This window comes from Silanimonas algicola (genome assembly GCF_054777375.1).
Genome location: NZ_BAAHAS010000001.1, coordinates 481875 through 500454, shown reverse-complemented (window position 1 = coordinate 500454; position 18580 = coordinate 481875). Strand labels below are relative to the sequence as shown.

Genomic DNA, 18580 nt, shown 5'->3' with positions numbered 1-18580 from the left:
GGTCAGCCTGCCGGCGCGAGGGCTTCGCGCTCCAGCAGTACGGCGAAGGCGCCCGCGGACATCGGCGCGTGGAGCAGCAAACCCTGCGCCTCGCGGCAGCCGAGCCGGGTCAGGGCTTCGAGCACGTCGGGGCGCTCCACGCCTTCGGCGACCACGGCCATGCCGAGTCGGCGCCCGAGGTCCATGAGCGTGACAACAAGGGCGCTGGCATCGGCGTCAGTGGCCATGCGCGAGATGAAGTGGCGGTCGATCTTGATCACGTCGATGGGGAAACGCAGCAGATGCGCGAGGCTGGAATAACCCATGCCGAAATCGTCGAGCGCGAGCGTCGCGCCCAAGGCGCGAAGGGCGTGCATGCGTTCGGCGACGAGGGCCGGATCCTCGATGAGCGCGGTTTCGGTCAGTTCGAGTTCGAGCGCCGCGGCCGGCAAGCCGCTGGTGTGCAGCGCGTCGCGCACGTCATCGAGCAGGCGCGGATCGCGGAGCTGCACCGGCGACAGGTTCACCGAGACGCGGGGTCGATGGCCGCTGGCCCACCATCGCGCCGCGTCATCGCAAGCCCGCTGCAGCACCGCACGTCCCAGAGGGACGATCAGCCCGGTGCGCTCCGCGAGCGCGATGAACCGATCCGGTGCCACGGTGGTCCCGTCCTCGAGCGCGAGGCGCACGAGGGCTTCCGCGCCATGGATGCGCCGCGTCGACAGCGCGATCCGGGGCTGGTAGTCGACGACCAGCCGGTCCGAGCGGATCGCGTCGCGGAGCTGCGCCTCCAGTTCCATCTCCGCCATCAGCGTCAGCCCGAGGTCCGGGGTGTAGCGGCAGGCGCGTCCTCGGCCCGCGTCCTTGGCGCGGTACATGGCCGCGTCGGCATGGCGGATCAGTTCCTTCACGCTCGACGCCTCGTCCGGGAACAGGCAGATGCCTGCGCTCGCTCCGATGTGGATCTCGCGGTCGCCGAGACGGAACGGCGGCCCCAGACGATCCAGCAGCCGCTGCACGCGGGCTTCGATGGGCAGGGCCTGCCCTTCCAGATCGAACACCAGCAGGAACTCGTCGCCACCGAGCCGCGCCAGCAGCTCGTGGTCGCCCATGCCCGGCAGCAGCCGTTGGCTGATCTGCACCAGCAGGTCGTCGCCGACGGCATGCCCGAGGCTGTCGTTGACGCGCTTGAAGCCGTCGAGGTCGACGAACACCACCGCGAAGGGACGGGGCGGTGTGGTGGTCACGCGCTGCTTGAGCGCGCGCAGGGCGAATCGGCGGTTGGGAAGGCGGGTGAGCGGGTCTCGCTCGGAAAGATCGGCCATGCGCCGCTCGTCGCGGGCGAATTCGGCCACCGGGAAGGCGAGGCCGAGCACGAAGCTGGCGAACACCGGGACGACGAGCGCGAGGCCGATCAGCATCTCCTGCGCCGCGTCCTCCGGTCCGAGGGCCACGACCGCCCCCATGCGCAGCGTGAAGATGCACGCGGTGATGCCGACGGTGGCGGTGATGACGCCCCGCGCCATGTCCCAAGGGCGCCCATGCTTCAGCAGCACCGCCAGGCTGGCCAGGAAGAACAGCGCGTTGCCACCGCTGACCACGAAGATCCGCGTGCTGCGGGAGGCGTCCTGGCCCAGGGCGAGGAGCACCAGGAACACGGCGAAGGCCAGGGCGACGGCGCGGGTCCAGTGGGGGTGGCGGCGCCGTCCGAGGTGGCGACGCAGAGCGAGCACGAGCAGGGCCGGATAGAGCGTGATCAGGGCGTTGGCGGCCACGAAGCTCGCCCACGGGCTCCAGTCCAGCAGCCGCGTTGCATACAGCCCCCAGCCCAGCGCCGCGGCGATCGCGCCGATCGCCAGCAGGGGGAAATAGCCCGAGTTCGGCTTGCTGCGATGCATCAAGACCATGAAGCCGCCGACCAGCAGGTTGCTGCCGGCGGCGATCGCGACGATGGTCAGGACATCCGGAAAAGCCAAGGGGGGGGCTCGGACGGGCAGGGGAGGCCAGCGTAACGGCCCGCGGGCCGTCCCGCGCCCATGAAGATGTCGAGCGCTGTCAATTCTGTCGATCCCATCGCTTCCGGGCTCGGCCTAAACTGCCCGGCCCTCTTCCGATGGACCCCCGGCATGCCGCGCATCACCCTGGTCGGCTTCGACGCCGACGACACCCTCTGGCACAGCGAAACCTATTTCCACGAGGCCCACGCCGAGTTCGAGCGCATCGTCGGCGGCTACGTCGACCTCGCCGATGCCGGGGTGCACGAGCGCCTGCTCGCCACCGAGCGCGAAAACATCAAGCTGTTCGGCTACGGTGCCAAGGGCATGACGCTCTCGATGATCGAGACTGCCATCGCCCTCAGCGGCGAGCGCATCAGCGCCGCCGACCTGCACCGCATCGTCGGCCTGGGCAAAACGATCCTCCAACACCCGGTCGAGCTGTTGCCGGGCGTTCGTGCCGCCGTCGAAGCGGTGGCCGCGACGCACCGCGTGGTGCTGATCACCAAGGGCGACCTGTTCCACCAGGAGCGCAAGGTAGCCGCCTCCGGCATGGCCGACCTGTTCCAGCGGATCGAGATCGTCAGCGAGAAGGACGAAAAGAGCTACGCGCGGTTGTTCAAGGAGTTCGACGTCGCGCCGGACGCGTTCGCGATGGTCGGCAACTCGCAGAAGTCCGACATCGCCCCGGTGCTGGCGCTGGGCGGCTGGGGCATCCACGTGCCGTACCCGCTGGTGTGGGCCCTGGACCGTGCCGAGATCGACCCGGCGCACGCGCGCTTCGCCAGCGTGGCGGACGCGGGCGAGGTGCCGGGCGTCCTCGCGCGCTGGGGCTGATGCCGATCACGGGGCCCGTGCGTCGAAGTCGTTTTCCAGCAAGCGCTCGAAGGCGCCCGGCGGATCGTGCAGCGGGTAGGTGAAGGGGCTGGAGAACGCCTGCACGAAGAACAGCACGAGGCCCGCGTAAGCGCCCAAGCTCGCCAGCAGCAGGCGGGTTTGCCGCGTCGGTGGAAACACGCAGAGGGGCAAGGTCACCAGCACCAGCCCGGCCAGCGCCGGCAGCCAGAACACCACGCCGAAGCCTTGTTCGGCCCACTCCTCGCGCAGGTGGCGATGCTCGGCGATGACGCCGAGGCGGGCCAGCATCCGCTCGCGCAGCGCCACGTCGCGCGGCGTCGCGGGCACGGCGTCGAGAACCACCGTGTAGGCGCGCTCGCGGGCGTCCCAGGCGCGGCGCGACAGGCGCCTTTCCGTGCCGAGCAGCCGCCACTCGCGCTCGACGACGTGGCGCACGTAATCGCGCATGGCGGCCTGCACCGGTCCGGCAAGCTCGCCGCCGTAGCGCCCGGCGTCATGGAAGACATCGGCGATGGCCACCGCCTCCCGGGAGAGGCCCTCGCGCACCTGCTGGTACTGGCCCAGTTCCTGCGCGTAGACCATCGCGAGGATCACGCCGAACAGCGCCGCGGTGCGCAGCCCGACCACCTGCGCTGCATCGCGCACCACCGGCGGGTGGTCATGGCCGTCGGCCGCAGGCGGCGTGCCTTCCGGTGCGGGCGCTGGCGCCATCCATCGCCGACCAGCCGCATGCACGGCGAGCACCAGGGCGATGCTGCCGCCGACCCACAGCAAGGCGAGCAGAAGGTCGATCAACAGCGCCATCGGCGTCGGTCCGCGCAGGGAGTCCGCGTCACGCTAGGGCGTGGCGGCGCGCCCGGCAAGTCTCGCCTCAGAACCGCGAGTAGGCCCAACTCACCATCCGCCCCTCGCGGTAGGGCATCACGCCGTGGAAGGGCCGGCGGTCGCCGTCGAACACCAGCGGCAGGAAATGCCGGTCGCCTTCCCACATCGGCAGGTCCATCAGGCGGTCGAGCGGCACCCATTCGAGGTCGCCTTCGACATTCCGCGTCGGCGCCTCGCCCTCGAAGGCCGTGACCAGGAAGACGAAGCCGAGCCAGTCCTCGCCGTTCTTGCCGAAGCCCGGCCAGCTGATGGTCCCGCGCAGCTCCATCGCGGTGACGGTGAGGCCCGCTTCCTCGTGGATCTCGCGCGCCATGCCGGCGGCGACGTCCTCGTCGGCCTCGAGCTTGCCGCCGAGGCCGTTGTACTTGCCGAGGTGTTCGTCGCCGGGCCGCGCGTTGCGGTGGACCATCAGCACGTGCGTGCCGTCCGGCGAGAGCACGTAGCCGAGGGTGCCGATGATCGGGGTGTAGGGCATGCGGGTCTCCGTGGTCGGCGCATTATCGCGCTTGGCAGGGCGCGGATTGCGCGAGCGCCCAGCGCCGACGCCGGCGCGCTCGGCTGGCCCGCCCCGTCACCTTGGCGGTGGCCTGCCCGGCGGTCGGCCCCAAGGGGGCGTCCTGCCCCTTGGGCCGATGGCGCATCCTGCGCCACCGCTTCGCGGCTTGCGCCTGATGATCTGGCCGGGGCTAATTATTCGCCTCGCGTGCCGGCCTCGACGCTCGCGCGGCGAACTCGAGGCGGAGCGGCAAGTTCGCTGAACCTTCAGCGCTCGCGCGCCGCCGATCTTTCGGGTTCGTGCGGCGCTGGTGGCGGAGCGCCGCGTCCGCGGGGTGGCAGGCCAGCGACAAGCGAGCCAGGGATGGCGAGCGCGCGGCTCGGGGCAGGACAGCCCCGAGTCCGCGGAGAGCGGCCTGCCGCAACGCGAGGCAGGCGCGATTGACGCTTACGCGTTCAAATGCCTCAGAAGACCTTCCCGGCGTTGAACACGCCTTTCGGGTCGAGCGCCTGCTTGATGCCGCGCAGGGCCGCGATGGCGAAGGGATCGCCGTGCTTCAGGAACGCGTCGCGCTTCGCGAGGCCGATGCCGTGCTCGCCGGACAGCGTGCCGCCGAGTTCGATGCATAGCGCGAACAGCGGGTCGAGGGCGGCGTCGAGGGCGCCGCCGTCCAGCTCGCCGGCGTGGAGCAGGTTCACGTGCAGGTTGCCGTCGCCGAGGTGGCCGTAGCTCACCGTCTTCGCGTCCAGCGTGGCGAGCCGCGCGAAGAACTCGGGCAGGCGGTCGCGCGGCACGACGACGTCCTCGCTGACCTTCTTCGGGAACCGCTGCTTCAGGTGCACGCTGGTCATGCGTCGCACGGCCCACAGCGCGTCGCGTTGCGCGCCGGTGGTGGCCACCTGTGCGTCCGCCGCCAGCGGGCCGAGCGCGTCGAGCAGGGGCTCGAGGAAGCCGGTGTGCGAGCACCCGGGGTCGTCGAACTCCAGCAGCACCAGCGCCTCGCCGGGCAGGCGGCGGGCGTCGTCGCTGCCGTGCTGGCGCAGATCGGCGAGCACCGCCGAGTCCCAGAACTCCAGCGCCGAGGGCAGGAAGCCCGCCGCGAACAGGCGTGCCGGCAGCCCGGGCAGCGCGGCCATGTCGGGCAGCGGCAGCAGCAGCGTGAGGTAATCCCGCGGCCGAGGCAGCAGGGCGACGGTGGCGCCGAGGATCATCCCGAATACGCCTTCGCTGCCGACCATCAGCTGGGCGAGGTTCGGCCCGGTGTTCTGCTTTACCGAATCGATGCCGAACCGGTGCAGCTCGCCGTCGGCCATCAGCGTCTCGACGCTCAGCACCCAGCGCCGCGTCATCCCGTATTTGCAGGCGTTCGGGCCGCCGGCATTCGTCGCGAGCGAGCCGCCGAAGCTGCACAGCGGCCAGGAGTTCGGGTCCGGCGGGTACCAGAGCCCGTGCGCATCGGCGTGCTCCTTCACCGCGGCCAGCCCGGCGCTGGCCGGCGCCGACAGCGTGAGGTTCGCGGGGTTCACGGTGATGGCGCCCGGCCAATCGGAGAGGTCGACGACCACGCTGCGGGCATCGGGCACGCACCCTCCGGCCTTGCCGCTGCCGGCGCCGCGCGGCACCAGGGTGAAGCCCTCGTCGCCGGCGCGCCGCACGAGTTCGCGGAGCGCCTCGCGGCCGCGGGGCTTCACCACGGCGAGCGGTTCGGGGCCGCGCACGTGCGACTCGTCCTGGCGGAAGGCGGCGGTCTGCGCGGGGTCGCGCAGCACGCGGGTGTCGGGCAGGGCGTCGAGCCAGTCCATGGCCGCAGTGTAGGCCCGGGGCCCGGGTTCAGCGCGTCTCCCGCCGCGCCTGCTTCCGGGCGTACATCGCGGCATCGGCGCGGGCGACCAGCCCGTCGATGTCCGTGTCGCCGGCGACGCTGCTGATCACGCCGACGCTGGCGCCGGCGTAGTCGATCCCGGCGCCGCCCAGCTCGAAACGGCCGCGGGTGCTGGCTTCGAGGCGTTCGCGCAGATGCTGCGCCGTGCTGCCGCCGTCGGCCGGCGCATCGAACACCACCACGAACTCGTCGCCGCCGTAGCGACCGACGATGTCCCCCGGGCGCATCGACGCGAGCAGTCGCGTGGCGATGGCGGCGAGGAACTGGTCGCCCGCGTCATGGCCATGCGTGTCGTTGATCGCCTTGAAGCCATCGAGGTCCACGAAGCCCACGTGGATCTGGCGCCCCGTGACGTCGGCCCGGCGCAGGCGTTCCGCGAGGGCGTCGCGGATCGCGCGCCGGTTGTGCAGGCCGGTCAGGGCGTCCGTGGACGCCTGGGTCGTGAGTTCCTCGTTGGCGGCGTGCAGCCGGCGAAGCAGGGCCTCCAGCTCCATCTGCTGGGCGATCACGCGGCTGAACATGTCCAGCACGTCCCGCGTGCCGGGCGCCAACGGTCGCTTCTCGCGGCTCGCCGCGCACAGCGTGCCCAGGAGCTGGCCGTCTTGGCCGCGCACGGGCGTCGTCGTGTACGTGGTGATGCCGAGCTCGCGGGCCGCCGCCGAGTCGCCCCAGAGGCCCGGCACGTCGTCCGTGTACGCGATGTTCTGCGCGATCGCGCGCTGGCACAGTGCATCGCTCCAAGGCACCTCGATGCCCTCGGGGATCGTCAGATCGCCGGCGTTCCGGGCGAAACGCAAGTGCTGCGAGCCCGCGGCGTCGTCGATGGTCGTCAGATACGTGGACTCCAGCCCGCTGACCTGTTCGAGCAGTTCGAGCAGGGGGCGGGTGAGGGACTCGAGCCCGTTCGACCGTGCGAGGGTGTCGGCCACGCGGGCCAGCAGGTCGTTCATGTCGAGCACGCTCGGGGGTCTGGTGCAGATGGTGCCGTGGCCGGTGCGCAAGGCGCCAGCCCGATCGTGAGGACGCTGTCTACGAGGCCGCCAGCACGCGGCGAACCTCGGCCTCGTCGATGCCGGTGGCGACGAAGGCCTGGCCGATGCCGCGCCACAGGATCAGCCGCAGCGTGCCGCTCAGGTTCTTCTTGTCGAGCCGCATGCGCGCGAGCAGCGCATCGGGATCGAGGCCGGCGGGCAACGCGGTGGGCAGGCCGAGGGCGTCGAGTGCGGCGACCAGCCGCTCCGTGTCCGTGGCGGGCGCGAGACCGAGTTCAGCGCTCAGTCGCGCGGCCAGCACCATGCCCACGGCCACGGCTTCGCCGTGAACGAGGCCGCCGAAGCCCTGCTCGGCCTCGATGGCGTGGCCGAAGGTGTGGCCGAGGTTCAGCAGCATGCGCTCGCCAGTCTCGGTCTCGTCGCGGGCGACGATGCCGGCCTTGTGCGCGCAGCTGGTGGCGATGGCGTGGGCCAGCGCCTCGGCATCGCGCGAGAGCAGGGCGGCTGCGTTGGCCGCCACCCAGTCGAAGAACGCCGCGTCGCCGAGCGCGCCGTACTTGATCACTTCGGCCAGGCCGGCGCGCAGCTCGCGGTCCGGCAGCGTCGCGAGGGTGTCGGTGTCGGCCACCACTGCCGACGGCTGGTGGAACGCGCCGACGAGGTTCTTGCCTTCCGGCAGGTCGACGGCGGTCTTGCCGCCGACCGACGAATCGACCATCGCCAGCAGGGTGGTCGGCAGCTGCACGAAGCGCACGCCGCGCATCCAGCAGGCGGCGGCGAAGCCGGTCATGTCGCCGATGACGCCGCCGCCGAGGGCCACGAGCGTGGCGTCGCGGCTGGCGCCGAGGGTGGCCAGGGCCGTCATCAGCTCGCCGAAGCGCGCCAGCGTTTTTTCCTGCTCGCCGGGCGGCAGCACGTGGTGGGCGACGCGCTTGCCGGCGAACGCGGCCTCGACGCGGGCGAGGTAGTGCGGCGCGACGTTCGCATCGCTGACGACCAGCACGTGGCGGCCGGGCGCAAGCGCGGCGAGGCGCGGCGCGTCCTGCAGCAGCCCGGGGCCGATGTGGATCGGGTAGCGGCGCGCGCCCAGTTCGACGTCGACGGTGCGCATCAGGCGGCCCTCGCCCGCAGCCAGCGGTCGCGGAGCTGCGGGATGAGTTTTTCGCAGGCCTGTGCGGGGGTGAGGCCGCTCGAGTCGAAGCGCAGGTCGGCCACTTCGTCGTACAGCGGCGCGCGCGTGGCGGCCATCGTCCGCAGCACCGCCTCGCGGTCGGGGCGCTGCAGCAGCGGGCGAACGCGGTCGTTGGCGAGGCGCCGGAGCTGCTCCTCGACCGACACCGCGAGGTGCAGCACGTAGCCGCGTTCGCGCATCAGGCGACGGCTCTCCTCGCGCAGCACGGCGCCGCCGCCGGTGGCGAGCAGCTTGTCTTCGCCGTCGAGTTCGATCGCGAGCTGACGCGCCTCGCGATCGCGGAAGCCCGCCTCGCCTTCGCGTTCGAAGATGTCGGCCACGCGCACGCCGGTGGCCGCTTCGATGGCGTGGTCGAGGTCGACGAAAGCAAGGCCGAAGCGCTCGGCGAGGCGCTTGCCGATGGAGGTCTTGCCGGCGCCCATGGGGCCGACGAGCACGAGGTTCACCGCGGGATTCATGCGCGAACGGTAGCATCGGCTTCCCGCCAATTCATCGCCGAGCGACCGCGCCCGCATGCCCGCCTTGCACGACACCCGCCGCAGCCTGCTGATCGCCGGCGCCGGCGACACCGGCTCGCGTCTCGCCGCCCTGGCGGCTGCGAACGGGTTCGACGCGCTGGCGCTGCGCCGTCGCGAGGTGGCGATGGGGCCCGGCATCCGCGCCCTCCGCGCCGACCTGCGCAGCGGCGAGGGTTTCGCGACGATCCCAAAGCGGCTCGACGCCCTGGTGTTCTGCGCCGCGCCCGACGAGCGCACCGAGGCCGCGTACCGCGCGCTGTACCGCGACGGCCTGCGACGCCTGCTGGATCGCGCCGAGATCGGCCGCGTGCTGTTCGTTTCCAGCACGGCCGTGTACGCCGAAGACGCTGGTGCCACCGTGGACGAAGACACGCCTGCCGATGCCAACGCCTTCAACGGCCGCGTGCTGCTCGAGGCCGAGCGCGAACTCGATGCCCATCCCGACGCCGCGGCCTTCCGCGCCTCGGGCCTCTATGGCCCGGGCCGCGAGCGGATGTGGCACCGCGCGCGCCGCGACGAACCCGGCGAGCCGCGCTGGACCAACCGCATCCATGTCGAGGACGTCGCCGGCGCGCTGCTGCATCTGCTTCAACCGCTGCGCATCGCCCGCGTCTACTGCGGCAATGACGATGTGCCCGCGTTCGAGCACGAGGTCGTCGACGGTCTTCGCGCGCGTCTCGGCTTGCCTGCGCTTGGCGCGGCATCGGGTCCGGTCACCGGGAAGCGCGTGTCCAATGCGCGGCTTCGCGGCATTGGCTGGAAGCCGCGTTTCCCCAGTTGGCGCGAGGGCTACGCCACGCCGCCCGCCTGATCGGCGATGCTCCGGCTCCCCGGCGTGGCGCCTCGGCCCCGCTCTTCGTCCCTCGCTCCTCTTTTCTCTTTCCTCTCGACCGGTTCCCCCATCCCATGCTCCCACCCCGCGACGACCTGCACTTCTGGCTCTATGACTGGCTGCAGGCCGACTCTTTGGCCGCGATGCCGGCCTTCGCCCACGTCGACCGTGACACCGGCGTGGCGATGCTCGATGCCGCGCTCGACCTCGCCGCGTCGCATTTCCTGCCGCATGCGGCGGCGTCCGACCAGAACCCGCCGAAGCTCGTGGACGGCAAGGTCGAACTGATGCCCGCCATCGCCGAAGCGCTCGCGGCCTATCGCGAGGCCGGCTTCTTCGGCATGGAGGCCCCGGCCGAGGAGGGCGGGCTCGGCCTGCCGTACACCTTCGTCGCGGCGCTCGGCGGCCTCTTCAGCTGCGCCAATGTCGCCACCAATGGCTACGCCTTCCTGACGCAGGCGGCCGCCAACCTGATCCGCGAAGTCGGCAGCGAGGACCAGAAGCGCCGCTTCCTGCCGGCCATGAACGAGGGCCGCTGGTTCGGCACGATGTGCCTGTCGGAGCCTCAGGCGGGTTCCTCGCTGGCCGACCTGCGCTGCGTCGCCGAGCCGTTGCCCGACGGCCGCTACGCCATCCGCGGCAACAAGATGTGGATCAGCAGCGGCGACCACGAGATCGCCGAGAACATCGTCCACCTCGTGCTGGCCAAGATCCCCGGCGGCCCGGCGGGCACCAAGGGGATCTCCCTGTTCATCGTGCCGCGCCGCCATGTCGATGCCGAAGGGAAGGCCGGTGCGCGCAACGGCGTGCGCCTGATCGGGCTCAACCACAAGCTCGGCACGCACGGGCAGGTGAACTGCCTGCTCGGCTTCGGCGAGGAGGAACCGGCGATCGGCGAGCTCGTCGGCGCGCCGCACGACGGCCTGCGCGGCATGTTCGTGATGATGAACGAGGCGCGCATCGGCGTCGGTATCGGCGCGGCCATGACCGGCTACGGCGGCTACCGCGCGGCACTCGCTTATGCGAAGGAGCGTCGGCAGGGCCGCAGGCCCGGCGAGCGCGACGCCACCACGCCGATGGTGCCGATCATCGAGCACGCCGACGTGCGCCGCATGCTGCTGAAGGCCAAGAGTTTCGCCGAGGGCGGCCTCGCGCTGTGCTTCTATGCCAGTCGCCTGGTCGACGAGGCCAAGCACGGCGGCGACGCGACCGCGCAGGCTCTGGTCGACCTGCTGACGCCCATCGTCAAGGCCTGGCCATCCGATTACGGACAGGAGGCGAACTCGCTGGCCATCCAGGTGCACGGTGGCGCCGGTTACACCCGCGATTTCCCGGTCGAGCGCCTCTGGCGCGAGAACCGCATCAACGCCATCCACGAAGGCACCAACGGCATCCAGGCCATGGACCTGCTCGGCCGCAAGCTGCTCGGAGACGGCGGCAAGGCCTTCGGCCTGCTGTCGAAGCGCGTGGAGGCGACGCTCGCCGCCGCGCGTGCTGACGCTGCGCTCGCGCCCTTGGCCGAGGCGCTGGCGGCGCGTTGGGCGGCCCTCGGCCCGGCAGTGATGAAGGCCGGCAAGGTCGCCGCGACCGACCTCGAACTCGCGCTCGCGAACGCCTATCTGTTGCTCGACGCGATGGGCCATGCGGTCGTGGCGTGGCTGTGGCTGGACCAGGCGCTCGCCGCGAACCGCGCGCTCGCCGCCGGCGACCTGCGCCGCGCCATGCTCGGAGGCAAAGTCGCTGCGGCGCGCTACTTCATTGACTGGGAGCTGCCCACCAAGGACGCGGTGCTGGCGCGTTTCGCCAGCGTCGATCCGCTGTGCCGCGACCTCGACCCGGCGGTGCTGTAGCGACGACGCCGGTCACGATGCGCGGCGCCTCCCGGGCGCCGCCCGTCCCCGGGACATCAGGGATAGAGCATCCGCTTGGTCCAGCGACCGTCCACCCGGGCGTAGCGCTGGCGTTCGTGCAGCCGGTACTTCGCGCCGTACCACAGCTCGATCATCTCCGGCACCACGCGGAAGCCCGACCAGTGCGGCGGCCGCGGCACCGGGCCACCGTCGAACTTCGCGGTGAATTCAGCGATGCGGGCCTCGAACGTCTCGCGCGAATCCAGCGTCTGCGACTGCAGCGAAGCCCACGCACCGATCTGGCTCTCGCGCGGGCGGCTCGCGAAGTAGGCGTCGGCCTCGGCGGCCGAGACCGGCTCGACCGTACCTTCGATCTTGGCCTGCACCTGCTCGCGCAGGGTCTTCCACAGGAACAGCAGGGCGGCTTGCGGGTTGGCCGCGAGTTGGCGGCCCTTGCGCGAATCGAAGTTGGTGTAGAAGACGAAACCGCGGTCGTCGGCGTGCTTCAGCAGCACGGTGCGCGCGGACGGGCGGCCGCGGGCGTCGGCGGTGGCCACGGTCATCGCCGTGGGTTCGGGATCGCCGGCGGCGGCGGCCTCCGCGAGCAGCTCGCGGAAGGTCGCAATCGCTTCGGCGAGCAGCGGGTCGACGGGGGTGTCGTTGGGAGCGTGGCTCACGGCGGGCACTCGGTGCGTTGGCGGACCGCGCTATTCTCGCCGCCCCCGCGCGATGTGCGCATGACCTCGCTCAATCCCGCCGCATGGCCGCGCTGAAACCCGTCGGAACCGGTTACCCCCCGGCCTTCGTCGCGAAGGTCCTCGACCGCGCCTTGGCGCTGCCGGGCCCCTGCCGTGTCTTCGGCATCACCGGACTGCAGGGAACCGGCAAGTCGACGCTGTCGGCGCAGGTCGCGGCCCTGGCCGAAGCGCGCGGCCTGCACGCCGTCGTGCTGTCGATCGACGATCTCTACCTCGACCAGCCGCAACGGCAGCGGTTCGGGCGCGAGGTGCATCCGCTGATGGCCACGCGTGGCCCCCCGGGTTCGCACGATGTGGAGCTCGGCCTCGTGACTCTTGGCGCGCTGCGCGCAGGCCGCTCACGGCTGCCGGCTTTCGACAAGATCAGTGACCGGCGCCTGCCGGAGGGCGAGTGGAAGCGGCTGGACGGCGTGCCCGACCTGGTGCTGTTCGAGGGCTGGTTCCACAAGGTGCCGCCGCAAGCCGGAGGCGAGCTGGTCGTGCCGATCAATGCGCTGGAGCGCGACGAGGACCGCGAGGGCGTTTGGCGGCGCTGGTGCAATGCGGCGCTCGCCGGCTACGCGCCCCTGTGGGCGGAGCTCGGGGCGCTGCTGTTCTTGCGCGGCCCGGGGTTCGAGCAGGTCCCGCTCTGGCGGTGGCAGCAGGAGCTCACCTTGGCGGAAGCGAATCCGGGGCGTCGCACGATGACCCGGGTCGAGGTGGAGCGCTTCGTCCTGTTCTTCGAACGGGTGTCACGCCACGCTTGGGAGACGCTGCCCGACATCGCGGACTGGACCGTGCCGTTGGATGCCCAACGGAACGTGCTTGTCGCCACGTCCGACTCGGCCTCCTGATCCGCAGGGCACCCCGTCGGGGACGAGGCCGCCGGGGTGCCGCTGCGGGCCGGGATGATCCGCGGTTGGTTGGGATCGCCTCAGTGCGGGACGTGGGCCTGCCAGCGGCGTCGCGATGCCGGGCGCGGCGGCTGCCGCTGCAGGCCGATCGTGAACAGGCCGGCGCCCACCATGGCGAACCCGAGCCAGAACGGGACGCTCAGCACCCAGGCGAAAAGGCCGCCGAAGACCGCGCAGAGCGAGAGCGCGAACAGCAGGGTGGCGAGGTCGGGCGTGCGGATGAGGTGCATGATGGGACTCCGGTGGCGTGGTGTGCGGGGCGGGTGGGGCGAAGGCGGCGCTGGGGCCCGGCTGGCGCGACTCAGCCGCGGCGCACGAGCCCGCAATACAGGCCCTCGATGGCGAAGTCGGCCTGCTCCGGCACCTCGATCGGGGCGTAGTTCGGGTTGCGCGGCATCAGCAGCACTCGGCCCTTGCCGCGCTTGAGGCGTTTCACCGTGACCTCGCCATCGATGCGCGCCACGACGATCTGGTTGTTGTCGGCATCCGGCGTGCGCCGCACGGCGATCAGGTCACCGTCGAAGATGCCGTCGTCGACCATCGAGTCGCCTTTCACCCGCAGCAGGTAATCGGGCTGCGGGAAGAACAGCGCGCGGTCCAGCAGCATCTGGCCTTCGTAATCGGCCTGCGGGTCGATGGGTCGGCCCGCGGCCACCCGTCCCAGCAGGGGCAGGGCGAGGAGGTGCGGCGCATTCGCGGCCGCCCCACCGCCGAAGCCCGCCAGTCCCGCCGCCGCTCCCGCGGGGGCGGGAAGCGGCCCGCCGTCGTCGTCGAGCAAGCGGATGCCGCGGGCGCCCGGCACCAGCTCGATCACTCCCTTGGCGGCCAGTGCCTGCAGGTGGTCCTGCGCGCTGCGCGCCTGCCGGAAGCCGAAGGCCTGCGCGATCTCGGCAAGCGTCGGCGGACGGCCCTCCGCCGCGAGATGGTCGCGGAGGAAGTCGAGGATGGCTTGCTGGCGGTCGGTGAGCGTCATGCCACAAATTTGTGTGGTTCTTCGTCGGAATGCAAGCGGCGCGGTGTGAAGGCGGTTGCCGTGCCCTCGGCCGTGCCGGCCGGGAGCACGGGCATTGGCGCACGGGGCACTCTCACGGGTTGCGACACGACCTTCACCGGGTGGCCACCGGATCCGCACGCGTCCTGCATCCTTCGATCGGCACGCTTGCCGCTCGGCCCTCCGGATCTTCCGCCATGCTGTTCCGTTCGTTCGCCCCCTTGTTCGCCGCCCTCGTCCTGACGGCCTGCGCGTCCGCGCCGAAGCCCACTGTCGAGGGCATACGGACCGATCGGCCGATGGCCCTGGTCAAGGACGAGACGTATGCCAAGGCCGAACGCTTCGTCGATGCCGATGCGGTGCTCGCGGCCCGCAGCGTCGGCCTTCCCCGCGTGCGCATCGCCGAGGGGGCGGCCGGCGAAGGCATCACGCCGGAACAGGCCGCGCTGGTGGCGAACCGAGCGGCCCGCGACACCTGCGTCCAGCTGGCCCGTCGCTATCGCATCGAGCCGGCGTCTCCCGACCTTGAGATCGAGATCGTCGTCACCGCCATCGCGCCGACCTCGTCCGGCGCTGCCGGCGCCTCGGCCCTGATCGGCGTGTTCGTTCCCGGTCCGTTCCGCCTTCCCGCCGGTCTTGGCGGGTTCGCCGCCGACGGCGCGGTGCGCGCGGACCGCGAGGAGGTCGTCGTCCTGCGTTGGGCCGAGGGCGCCGGCGCGATCACCGAGGACGCGAAGGTTTCGCGTATCGGTGATGCCTACCAGCTCGCCGGTGATTTCGCCGACGACCTCGCCAGGGCGCTGAACGACCCGTCCGGCGACCAGGGTGACACCCGCGCGCCGCTGGAGGCCGACGAACGCGAGGCCGGGGAGGCGCAGTGTGTCGCGCGTTTCGGGCGCGCCAGCGTGGCCGGTCGAGGCGCATCGATCCTCCTCCCCCTGTCGCCGGAATCGATCGATGCCGGTGCGCCCGACGCGAACGACGCCGATCCCGTCAAGGCAGGGTGAAGCGCACGGGGACGCGGGCATAGGCCGGCACGGTCCAGCACCCCGTGGCCGCTGCTGCGCGTGATCGTCACCGTTTCGGGGCGTCCGTCCGCGCCGACGAGGATCAGCAGTTCCACCTCGCCCTCAAGACATCGCGACAGCGCCGAAGGCGGGTCGCCCATGGGGTGGCGCCGGCATCGGTCGAGCCATCGTGGTGCTGCGGAGCACCGGTCTGGGCGATGGCGACGCTGCGCGGCAGGCGGAAGCCGGCGGGCAAGGGGGCGAAGGCTGCGGTGGGGTCGGTTCGCATGACGGGCTCCTGGCGGGGGCCAGCGTCCAACGGATGACGCCGCGAAGCGGGGTTGGCCGCTACCATCGGGTCATGGACACCTTCCTGCGCCGCGTTCGTTCTTTCTTCGTCGCCGTGGCGCTGGCCGCGGCCCTCGCAGGCTGCACCCCCGGTGGCGCGCCTTCCGAGGCCGGGGCGGACGCGCCTGCCGAAGGCGCCCTCGCCGCCCTGCCGGAGGACTTCGAAGGGGTTTGGTCTGGGGTGTTGCCCTGCGCCGACTGCGAGGGCATCGAGATGGCACTCGAACTGCAGCGCGAGTCGGGTGCCGCCGGGCGCTACCGTCTCGTCGAGACCTACCTCGGCGCTGCTGACGCGGTGGGTTTCGAGATCGCCGGCGAATGGCGCGAGGACACCTGCCGCGTCGGCGGGATCGCCGGCAGCTGCCTGATGCTCCTCGAGTCCGGTCAACGCTGGTTCCGCCACGCTGATGGTTCGCTGCAGGCGGTGGACGCCGAAGGCCGGGTCCTCGACCCCGACGGCGCCCGCCTGCAGCGGCTCTGAAGCTCGCCTTCTCCCGTTTCCGCCATCGTCATCGTTTCTTTACCGCGCTTCGAGGAGTCGCCGATGTCACGCATGCCCCGAGCCCTGCTGCTGGCGATGTCTCTCGTGCTCGCCGCCACGCCGGCCCTCGCCGACGACTACGCGTTCGGTTTCAATCCGCGCAGCGGCGACGCGTGGATCGACGCCCAGCTCGGCGACGTCAACGTCTTCGCGCGCGGCAATCTCGACGGCTACGTCGACGAGGTGGTGGTCAGCACGGGCGCGCCGCGCGACTACGTGCAGGGGATGGTGGTCGATCGCGGCTGGGCGCCCGGCGATGTCTATTACGCCTGCCTGATCGCGCGCCAGTTGGGCCGCCCCTGCGCCTTTGTCGCGGACGCTTACGAACGTGAAATGCGCGGCCGAGGCCGCGGCTGGGGTGCGCTGGCGCAGGAACTCGGCATCCGTCCGGGCTCGGAGGCCTTCCATGCTTTGAAGGGCGGCGTCGGTCAGGGCAACGGCCGCATGAAGGGCCGCGCCGGCGGCCCGCCTTCGCGCGGCGGCGATGCGGGTGCACGGCCCTCGCGCGGCAACGAGGGGCGTGGCAACGGGCAAGGCGGCAAAGATCATGGGAACGGCAACGGGCGCGGTAACGGCCGTGGTGGCTGAGCTCGCGGACACGGTGCACGTCACGCACCGCGGCGGCTGCCACTGCGGCGCCGTGCGCTTCGAAGTGGACGCGCCTGCCGACCTCGTGGTGCAGGACTGCAACTGCTCGATCTGCAGCAAGGCCGGGTTCCTGCACCTGATCGTCCCGGCGGCGCGCTTCCGCCTGCTGTCGGGCGAGGCCCGGCTCGTCGACTACCTGTGGAACAGCGGCGTGGCGCGGCACCGTTTCTGCGGGGTTTGCGGCATCAAGAGCTTCTACGTGCCGCGCAGCAACCCTGACGGCATCGACGTCAACGTGCGCTGCCTCGACGAAGGAACGATCGCGTCGATCACGGTGGAGCCCTTCGACGGCCGCAACTGGGAGGCCAATGCCGACGCGTTGGCCCATCTGTCGCGCTGAGTTGGGGGTCGGGTCGCGCCGGCCCCTGTCGCTGCACGCCCCCGACCGGTAGGCTCCGCCGACGCTCCGGGAGGGATCGCTCCAATGCTGCAGATGCAACAACGGCTGTCGCTGCCGTTCCTCATGCTGCTCGGCCTGCCGTCCACGGCCATGGGTTTCGCGCTGGCCGTGCAGATTTCCGCGCTCAGCTGGCTGCTGCGCACCAAGTACCAGCTCGACATCCACGAGATCGGCATCGTCTGGGCCGCTGGCCCATTGGCCGGCATCCTCGGGCAAGTGCTCATCGGCATCGTCAGCGACAAGGTGTGGTTCTGGGGCGGGCGGCGCCGACCCTTCATCCTCGTCGGCGGCCTTCTCACCGCCCTTTCGCTGATGGCGTTGCCGTCGATCGGCCTGATCGACGAAACCCTGGGCCTCGATGCGATCCTCGGCGTGGCGATCACCGTCGCCTTGGCCCTCGACCTGTCGATCAACGTCAGCTTCAACCCGACGCGCTCGCTGATCGCCGACGTCACGCCGGAGGGCCCGCAGCGCACCGCGGCGTACACCTGGATGCAGACCGTTTCCGGCACTTTCGGCGTGCTTGCCTATGCCGTCGGCGCGATCTTCGGCAACGTCGCCCTGATCTACTTCGGCGCCGTGCTGGTGCTGCTGTTCTCGCTGGTGCCCCCCATGCTGATCACCGAGCCGCGCGCGCTCGCCGGCGCGGAAGCGGCGGCCGCGGAGGCACGTGCGCCAAAGCTCGGCTTCGGCGCCGTTCTGCTGCTGATGCGGCCGCTGTGGCCGTTCGCGATCTACGCGGTCGTGGCCATGGGCTTGAAGCTCACCGGCAACGCGAACCATCCGATGTGGATCGAGGCGGGGTTCGCCGCGCTCGCGATCGGTTTCCTCGTGCACGCGCTGATGGAGAAACAGCCGGCGCCGAACACCGCGCGCGAAGACCTGCCGGCCTTCCGCAAGGTGCTGGCCGCGCATGCGCTGTCGTGGATCGGCGTGCAGACGATGTTCGTCTACATGATCGCCTTCGTGCAGCAGCGCTTCCCCGGCCTCGACGACGACGGTACCGGTCGCCTGATGTCGACGTCGTTCCTCGTCCTCAATGCCGTCGGTGCGCTGGTACCCGCGCTGCTGCTGAACCCGCTGGCGCGGCGCTTCGGCGAGGTGCACGTGCATGCCGCCAGCCTGGCGTTGATGGCGTTGGGCTTCGGTTTCGTCTACATCGCGGGCACTTCGGCGGCGATGGTGTACGTGGGCATGGCGGTGATGGGCCTCGGCTGGGGCGCCATCGTCAGCCTGCCGTTCGCGATCTTCTCGCAGTGCGTCGCGCCGGCCCGGATCGGCCTGTACATGGGCGTGTTCAACCTCAGCGTGGTGCTGCCGCAGCTGGCCGTCAGCCTCGGTGTCGGCATGCTCATCGAACACCTGCCCGACAAGGGCAGCGTCTTCCTGGTCGGTGCGGCGACGGCGGCTTTGTCGGCGATCGCCTGGATGGCGGTGAAGCGCGTGCCGCTGGCCGGGGCCCCGGCGGGCGCCGGCGCCGCGGCAACCATCTCCGGTGGCCACTGAGGCGTCGACC

Annotated in this window: 20 protein-coding genes; 9 read left to right on the top strand and 11 right to left on the bottom strand. The window is 71.3% G+C overall.

Features of this window, described 5'->3' with window-relative positions; all coding sequences use genetic code 11:
- Nucleotides 1–2: 2 nt before the first annotated feature.
- Entirely contained in the window at nucleotides 3–1955 is a 1953-nt protein-coding gene (locus ACYVAK_RS02435) for a putative bifunctional diguanylate cyclase/phosphodiesterase (RefSeq protein ID WP_461057623.1), read from the bottom strand.
- A gap of 150 nt (nucleotides 1956–2105) precedes the next feature.
- Here ACYVAK_RS02435 and ACYVAK_RS02430 point away from each other — a divergent pair, with 150 nt between their 5' ends.
- A complete protein-coding gene (locus ACYVAK_RS02430) occupies nucleotides 2106–2810 on the top strand; it encodes an HAD family hydrolase (protein WP_461057621.1) in 705 nt (234 codons plus the stop codon).
- Between the two features lie 6 nt (nucleotides 2811–2816).
- On the opposite strand, the gene ACYVAK_RS02425 is transcribed toward ACYVAK_RS02430, so the two are convergent.
- The 6 genes from ACYVAK_RS02425 to ACYVAK_RS02400 form a co-directional block, all read right to left on the bottom strand.
- Entirely contained in the window at nucleotides 2817–3635 is an 819-nt protein-coding gene (locus ACYVAK_RS02425) for a bestrophin-like domain (RefSeq protein WP_461057619.1), read from the bottom strand.
- A 67-nt stretch (nucleotides 3636–3702) separates the two neighbouring features.
- Nucleotides 3703–4191: an NUDIX hydrolase gene (locus tag ACYVAK_RS02420; protein ID WP_461057617.1), complete on the bottom strand. Its 489-nt coding sequence runs from the start codon at nucleotides 4189–4191 to the stop codon at nucleotides 3703–3705.
- 485 nt (nucleotides 4192–4676) lie between these two features.
- Nucleotides 4677–6014 carry an FAD-binding oxidoreductase gene (locus ACYVAK_RS02415; RefSeq protein WP_461057615.1) on the bottom strand — a complete coding sequence of 446 codons (1338 nt, stop codon included), beginning with the start codon at nucleotides 6012–6014 and terminating at the stop codon, nucleotides 4677–4679.
- A gap of 28 nt (nucleotides 6015–6042) precedes the next feature.
- The gene (locus tag ACYVAK_RS02410; RefSeq protein ID WP_461057613.1) at nucleotides 6043–7044 is read right to left on the bottom strand and encodes a GGDEF domain-containing protein; all 1002 of its coding nucleotides are present in this window, start codon (nucleotides 7042–7044) and stop codon (nucleotides 6043–6045) included.
- A gap of 79 nt (nucleotides 7045–7123) precedes the next feature.
- The gene (gene aroB / locus ACYVAK_RS02405; RefSeq protein WP_461057611.1) at nucleotides 7124–8197 is read right to left on the bottom strand and encodes a 3-dehydroquinate synthase; all 1074 of its coding nucleotides are present in this window, start codon (nucleotides 8195–8197) and stop codon (nucleotides 7124–7126) included.
- Complete coding sequence (locus tag ACYVAK_RS02400; RefSeq protein WP_397573047.1) at nucleotides 8197–8736, bottom strand: shikimate kinase; 540 nt, start codon at nucleotides 8734–8736, stop codon at nucleotides 8197–8199. The genes aroB and ACYVAK_RS02400 overlap by 1 nt, the downstream gene beginning before the upstream one ends.
- Nucleotides 8737–8791: 55 nt before the next feature.
- On the opposite strand from ACYVAK_RS02400, the gene ACYVAK_RS02395 reads away from it, so the two are divergent.
- Both ACYVAK_RS02395 and ACYVAK_RS02390 read left to right on the top strand, forming a co-directional pair.
- Nucleotides 8792–9607, top strand: a complete 816-nt coding sequence (locus ACYVAK_RS02395; RefSeq protein ID WP_461057609.1) for an NAD-dependent epimerase/dehydratase family protein — start codon at nucleotides 8792–8794, stop codon at nucleotides 9605–9607.
- Between the two features lie 95 nt (nucleotides 9608–9702).
- Nucleotides 9703–11478: an acyl-CoA dehydrogenase gene (locus ACYVAK_RS02390; protein ID WP_461057607.1), complete on the top strand. Its 1776-nt coding sequence runs from the start codon at nucleotides 9703–9705 to the stop codon at nucleotides 11476–11478.
- Nucleotides 11479–11534: 56 nt separating this feature from the next.
- Here the strand turns inward: ACYVAK_RS02390 and pdxH are convergent, their stop codons facing one another.
- Entirely contained in the window at nucleotides 11535–12119 is a 585-nt protein-coding gene (pdxH, locus tag ACYVAK_RS02385; protein WP_461058612.1) for a pyridoxamine 5'-phosphate oxidase, read from the bottom strand.
- A 119-nt stretch (nucleotides 12120–12238) separates the two neighbouring features.
- Between pdxH and ACYVAK_RS02380 the strand changes: the two genes are divergently transcribed.
- The gene (locus tag ACYVAK_RS02380; protein ID WP_461057605.1) at nucleotides 12239–13069 is read left to right on the top strand and encodes a kinase; all 831 of its coding nucleotides are present in this window, start codon (nucleotides 12239–12241) and stop codon (nucleotides 13067–13069) included.
- A gap of 80 nt (nucleotides 13070–13149) precedes the next feature.
- Here the strand turns inward: ACYVAK_RS02380 and ACYVAK_RS02375 are convergent, their stop codons facing one another.
- Nucleotides 13150–13359 carry a hypothetical protein gene (locus tag ACYVAK_RS02375; protein WP_461057603.1) on the bottom strand — a complete coding sequence of 70 codons (210 nt, stop codon included), beginning with the start codon at nucleotides 13357–13359 and terminating at the stop codon, nucleotides 13150–13152.
- A gap of 71 nt (nucleotides 13360–13430) precedes the next feature.
- Nucleotides 13431–14102, bottom strand: coding sequence for a transcriptional repressor LexA (gene lexA / locus ACYVAK_RS02370; RefSeq protein WP_461057601.1), 672 nt, complete (start codon nucleotides 14100–14102; stop codon nucleotides 13431–13433).
- A gap of 215 nt (nucleotides 14103–14317) precedes the next feature.
- Here lexA and ACYVAK_RS02365 point away from each other — a divergent pair, with 215 nt between their 5' ends.
- Nucleotides 14318–15127, top strand: a complete 810-nt coding sequence (locus ACYVAK_RS02365) for a DUF3313 family protein (RefSeq protein WP_461057599.1) — start codon at nucleotides 14318–14320, stop codon at nucleotides 15125–15127.
- Nucleotides 15128–15230: 103 nt separating this feature from the next.
- On the opposite strand, the gene ACYVAK_RS02360 is transcribed toward ACYVAK_RS02365, so the two are convergent.
- Nucleotides 15231–15416, bottom strand: a complete 186-nt coding sequence (locus ACYVAK_RS02360; RefSeq protein ID WP_461057597.1) for a hypothetical protein — start codon at nucleotides 15414–15416, stop codon at nucleotides 15231–15233.
- Nucleotides 15417–15488: 72 nt separating this feature from the next.
- Between ACYVAK_RS02360 and ACYVAK_RS02355 the strand changes: the two genes are divergently transcribed.
- The 4 genes from ACYVAK_RS02355 to ACYVAK_RS02340 all read left to right on the top strand — a co-directional run bounded on the left by ACYVAK_RS02355 (nucleotide 15489) and on the right by ACYVAK_RS02340 (nucleotide 18570).
- A complete protein-coding gene (locus ACYVAK_RS02355) occupies nucleotides 15489–15956 on the top strand; it encodes a copper resistance protein NlpE N-terminal domain-containing protein (RefSeq protein WP_461057595.1) in 468 nt (155 codons plus the stop codon).
- A gap of 72 nt (nucleotides 15957–16028) precedes the next feature.
- Nucleotides 16029–16604 (top strand): hypothetical protein, encoded by a 576-nt coding sequence (locus tag ACYVAK_RS02350; RefSeq protein ID WP_461057593.1) that lies wholly within the window; start codon nucleotides 16029–16031, stop codon nucleotides 16602–16604.
- Nucleotides 16597–17004 (top strand): GFA family protein, encoded by a 408-nt coding sequence (locus tag ACYVAK_RS02345; RefSeq protein ID WP_461057591.1) that lies wholly within the window; start codon nucleotides 16597–16599, stop codon nucleotides 17002–17004. Before ACYVAK_RS02350 ends, ACYVAK_RS02345 begins: the two co-directional genes overlap by 8 nt.
- 84 nt (nucleotides 17005–17088) lie before the next feature.
- Nucleotides 17089–18570 carry an MFS transporter gene (locus ACYVAK_RS02340; RefSeq protein WP_461057589.1) on the top strand — a complete coding sequence of 494 codons (1482 nt, stop codon included), beginning with the start codon at nucleotides 17089–17091 and terminating at the stop codon, nucleotides 18568–18570.
- Nucleotides 18571–18580 lie beyond the last annotated feature (10 nt).

Excerpts from the sequence above, each read along its gene's own strand:
- lexA (WP_461057601.1), bottom strand. The coding sequence starts at position 14,102 with ATGACGCTCACCGACCGCCAGCAAGCCATCCTCGACTTCCTCCGCGAC.
- ACYVAK_RS02415 (WP_461057615.1), bottom strand. The coding sequence starts at position 6,014 with ATGGACTGGCTCGACGCCCTGCCCGACACCCGCGTGCTGCGCGACCCC.
- ACYVAK_RS02400 (WP_397573047.1), bottom strand. The coding sequence starts at position 8,736 with ATGAATCCCGCGGTGAACCTCGTGCTCGTCGGCCCCATGGGCGCCGGC.
- ACYVAK_RS02350 (WP_461057593.1), top strand. The coding sequence starts at position 16,029 with ATGCCCCGAGCCCTGCTGCTGGCGATGTCTCTCGTGCTCGCCGCCACG.
- ACYVAK_RS02380 (WP_461057605.1), top strand. The coding sequence starts at position 12,239 with ATGGCCGCGCTGAAACCCGTCGGAACCGGTTACCCCCCGGCCTTCGTC.
- ACYVAK_RS02390 (WP_461057607.1), top strand. The coding sequence starts at position 9,703 with ATGCTCCCACCCCGCGACGACCTGCACTTCTGGCTCTATGACTGGCTG.
- ACYVAK_RS02340 (WP_461057589.1), top strand. The coding sequence starts at position 17,089 with ATGCTGCAGATGCAACAACGGCTGTCGCTGCCGTTCCTCATGCTGCTC.
- ACYVAK_RS02375 (WP_461057603.1), bottom strand. The coding sequence starts at position 13,359 with ATGCACCTCATCCGCACGCCCGACCTCGCCACCCTGCTGTTCGCGCTC.
- aroB (WP_461057611.1), bottom strand. The coding sequence starts at position 8,197 with ATGCGCACCGTCGACGTCGAACTGGGCGCGCGCCGCTACCCGATCCAC.
- ACYVAK_RS02410 (WP_461057613.1), bottom strand. The coding sequence starts at position 7,044 with ATGAACGACCTGCTGGCCCGCGTGGCCGACACCCTCGCACGGTCGAAC.
- ACYVAK_RS02360 (WP_461057597.1), bottom strand. The coding sequence starts at position 15,416 with ATGCGAACCGACCCCACCGCAGCCTTCGCCCCCTTGCCCGCCGGCTTC.
- ACYVAK_RS02365 (WP_461057599.1), top strand. The coding sequence starts at position 14,318 with ATGCTGTTCCGTTCGTTCGCCCCCTTGTTCGCCGCCCTCGTCCTGACG.
- ACYVAK_RS02420 (WP_461057617.1), bottom strand. The coding sequence starts at position 4,191 with ATGCCCTACACCCCGATCATCGGCACCCTCGGCTACGTGCTCTCGCCG.
- ACYVAK_RS02355 (WP_461057595.1), top strand. The coding sequence starts at position 15,489 with ATGGACACCTTCCTGCGCCGCGTTCGTTCTTTCTTCGTCGCCGTGGCG.
- ACYVAK_RS02425 (WP_461057619.1), bottom strand. The coding sequence starts at position 3,635 with ATGGCGCTGTTGATCGACCTTCTGCTCGCCTTGCTGTGGGTCGGCGGC.
- ACYVAK_RS02430 (WP_461057621.1), top strand. The coding sequence starts at position 2,106 with ATGCCGCGCATCACCCTGGTCGGCTTCGACGCCGACGACACCCTCTGG.
- ACYVAK_RS02395 (WP_461057609.1), top strand. The coding sequence starts at position 8,792 with ATGCCCGCCTTGCACGACACCCGCCGCAGCCTGCTGATCGCCGGCGCC.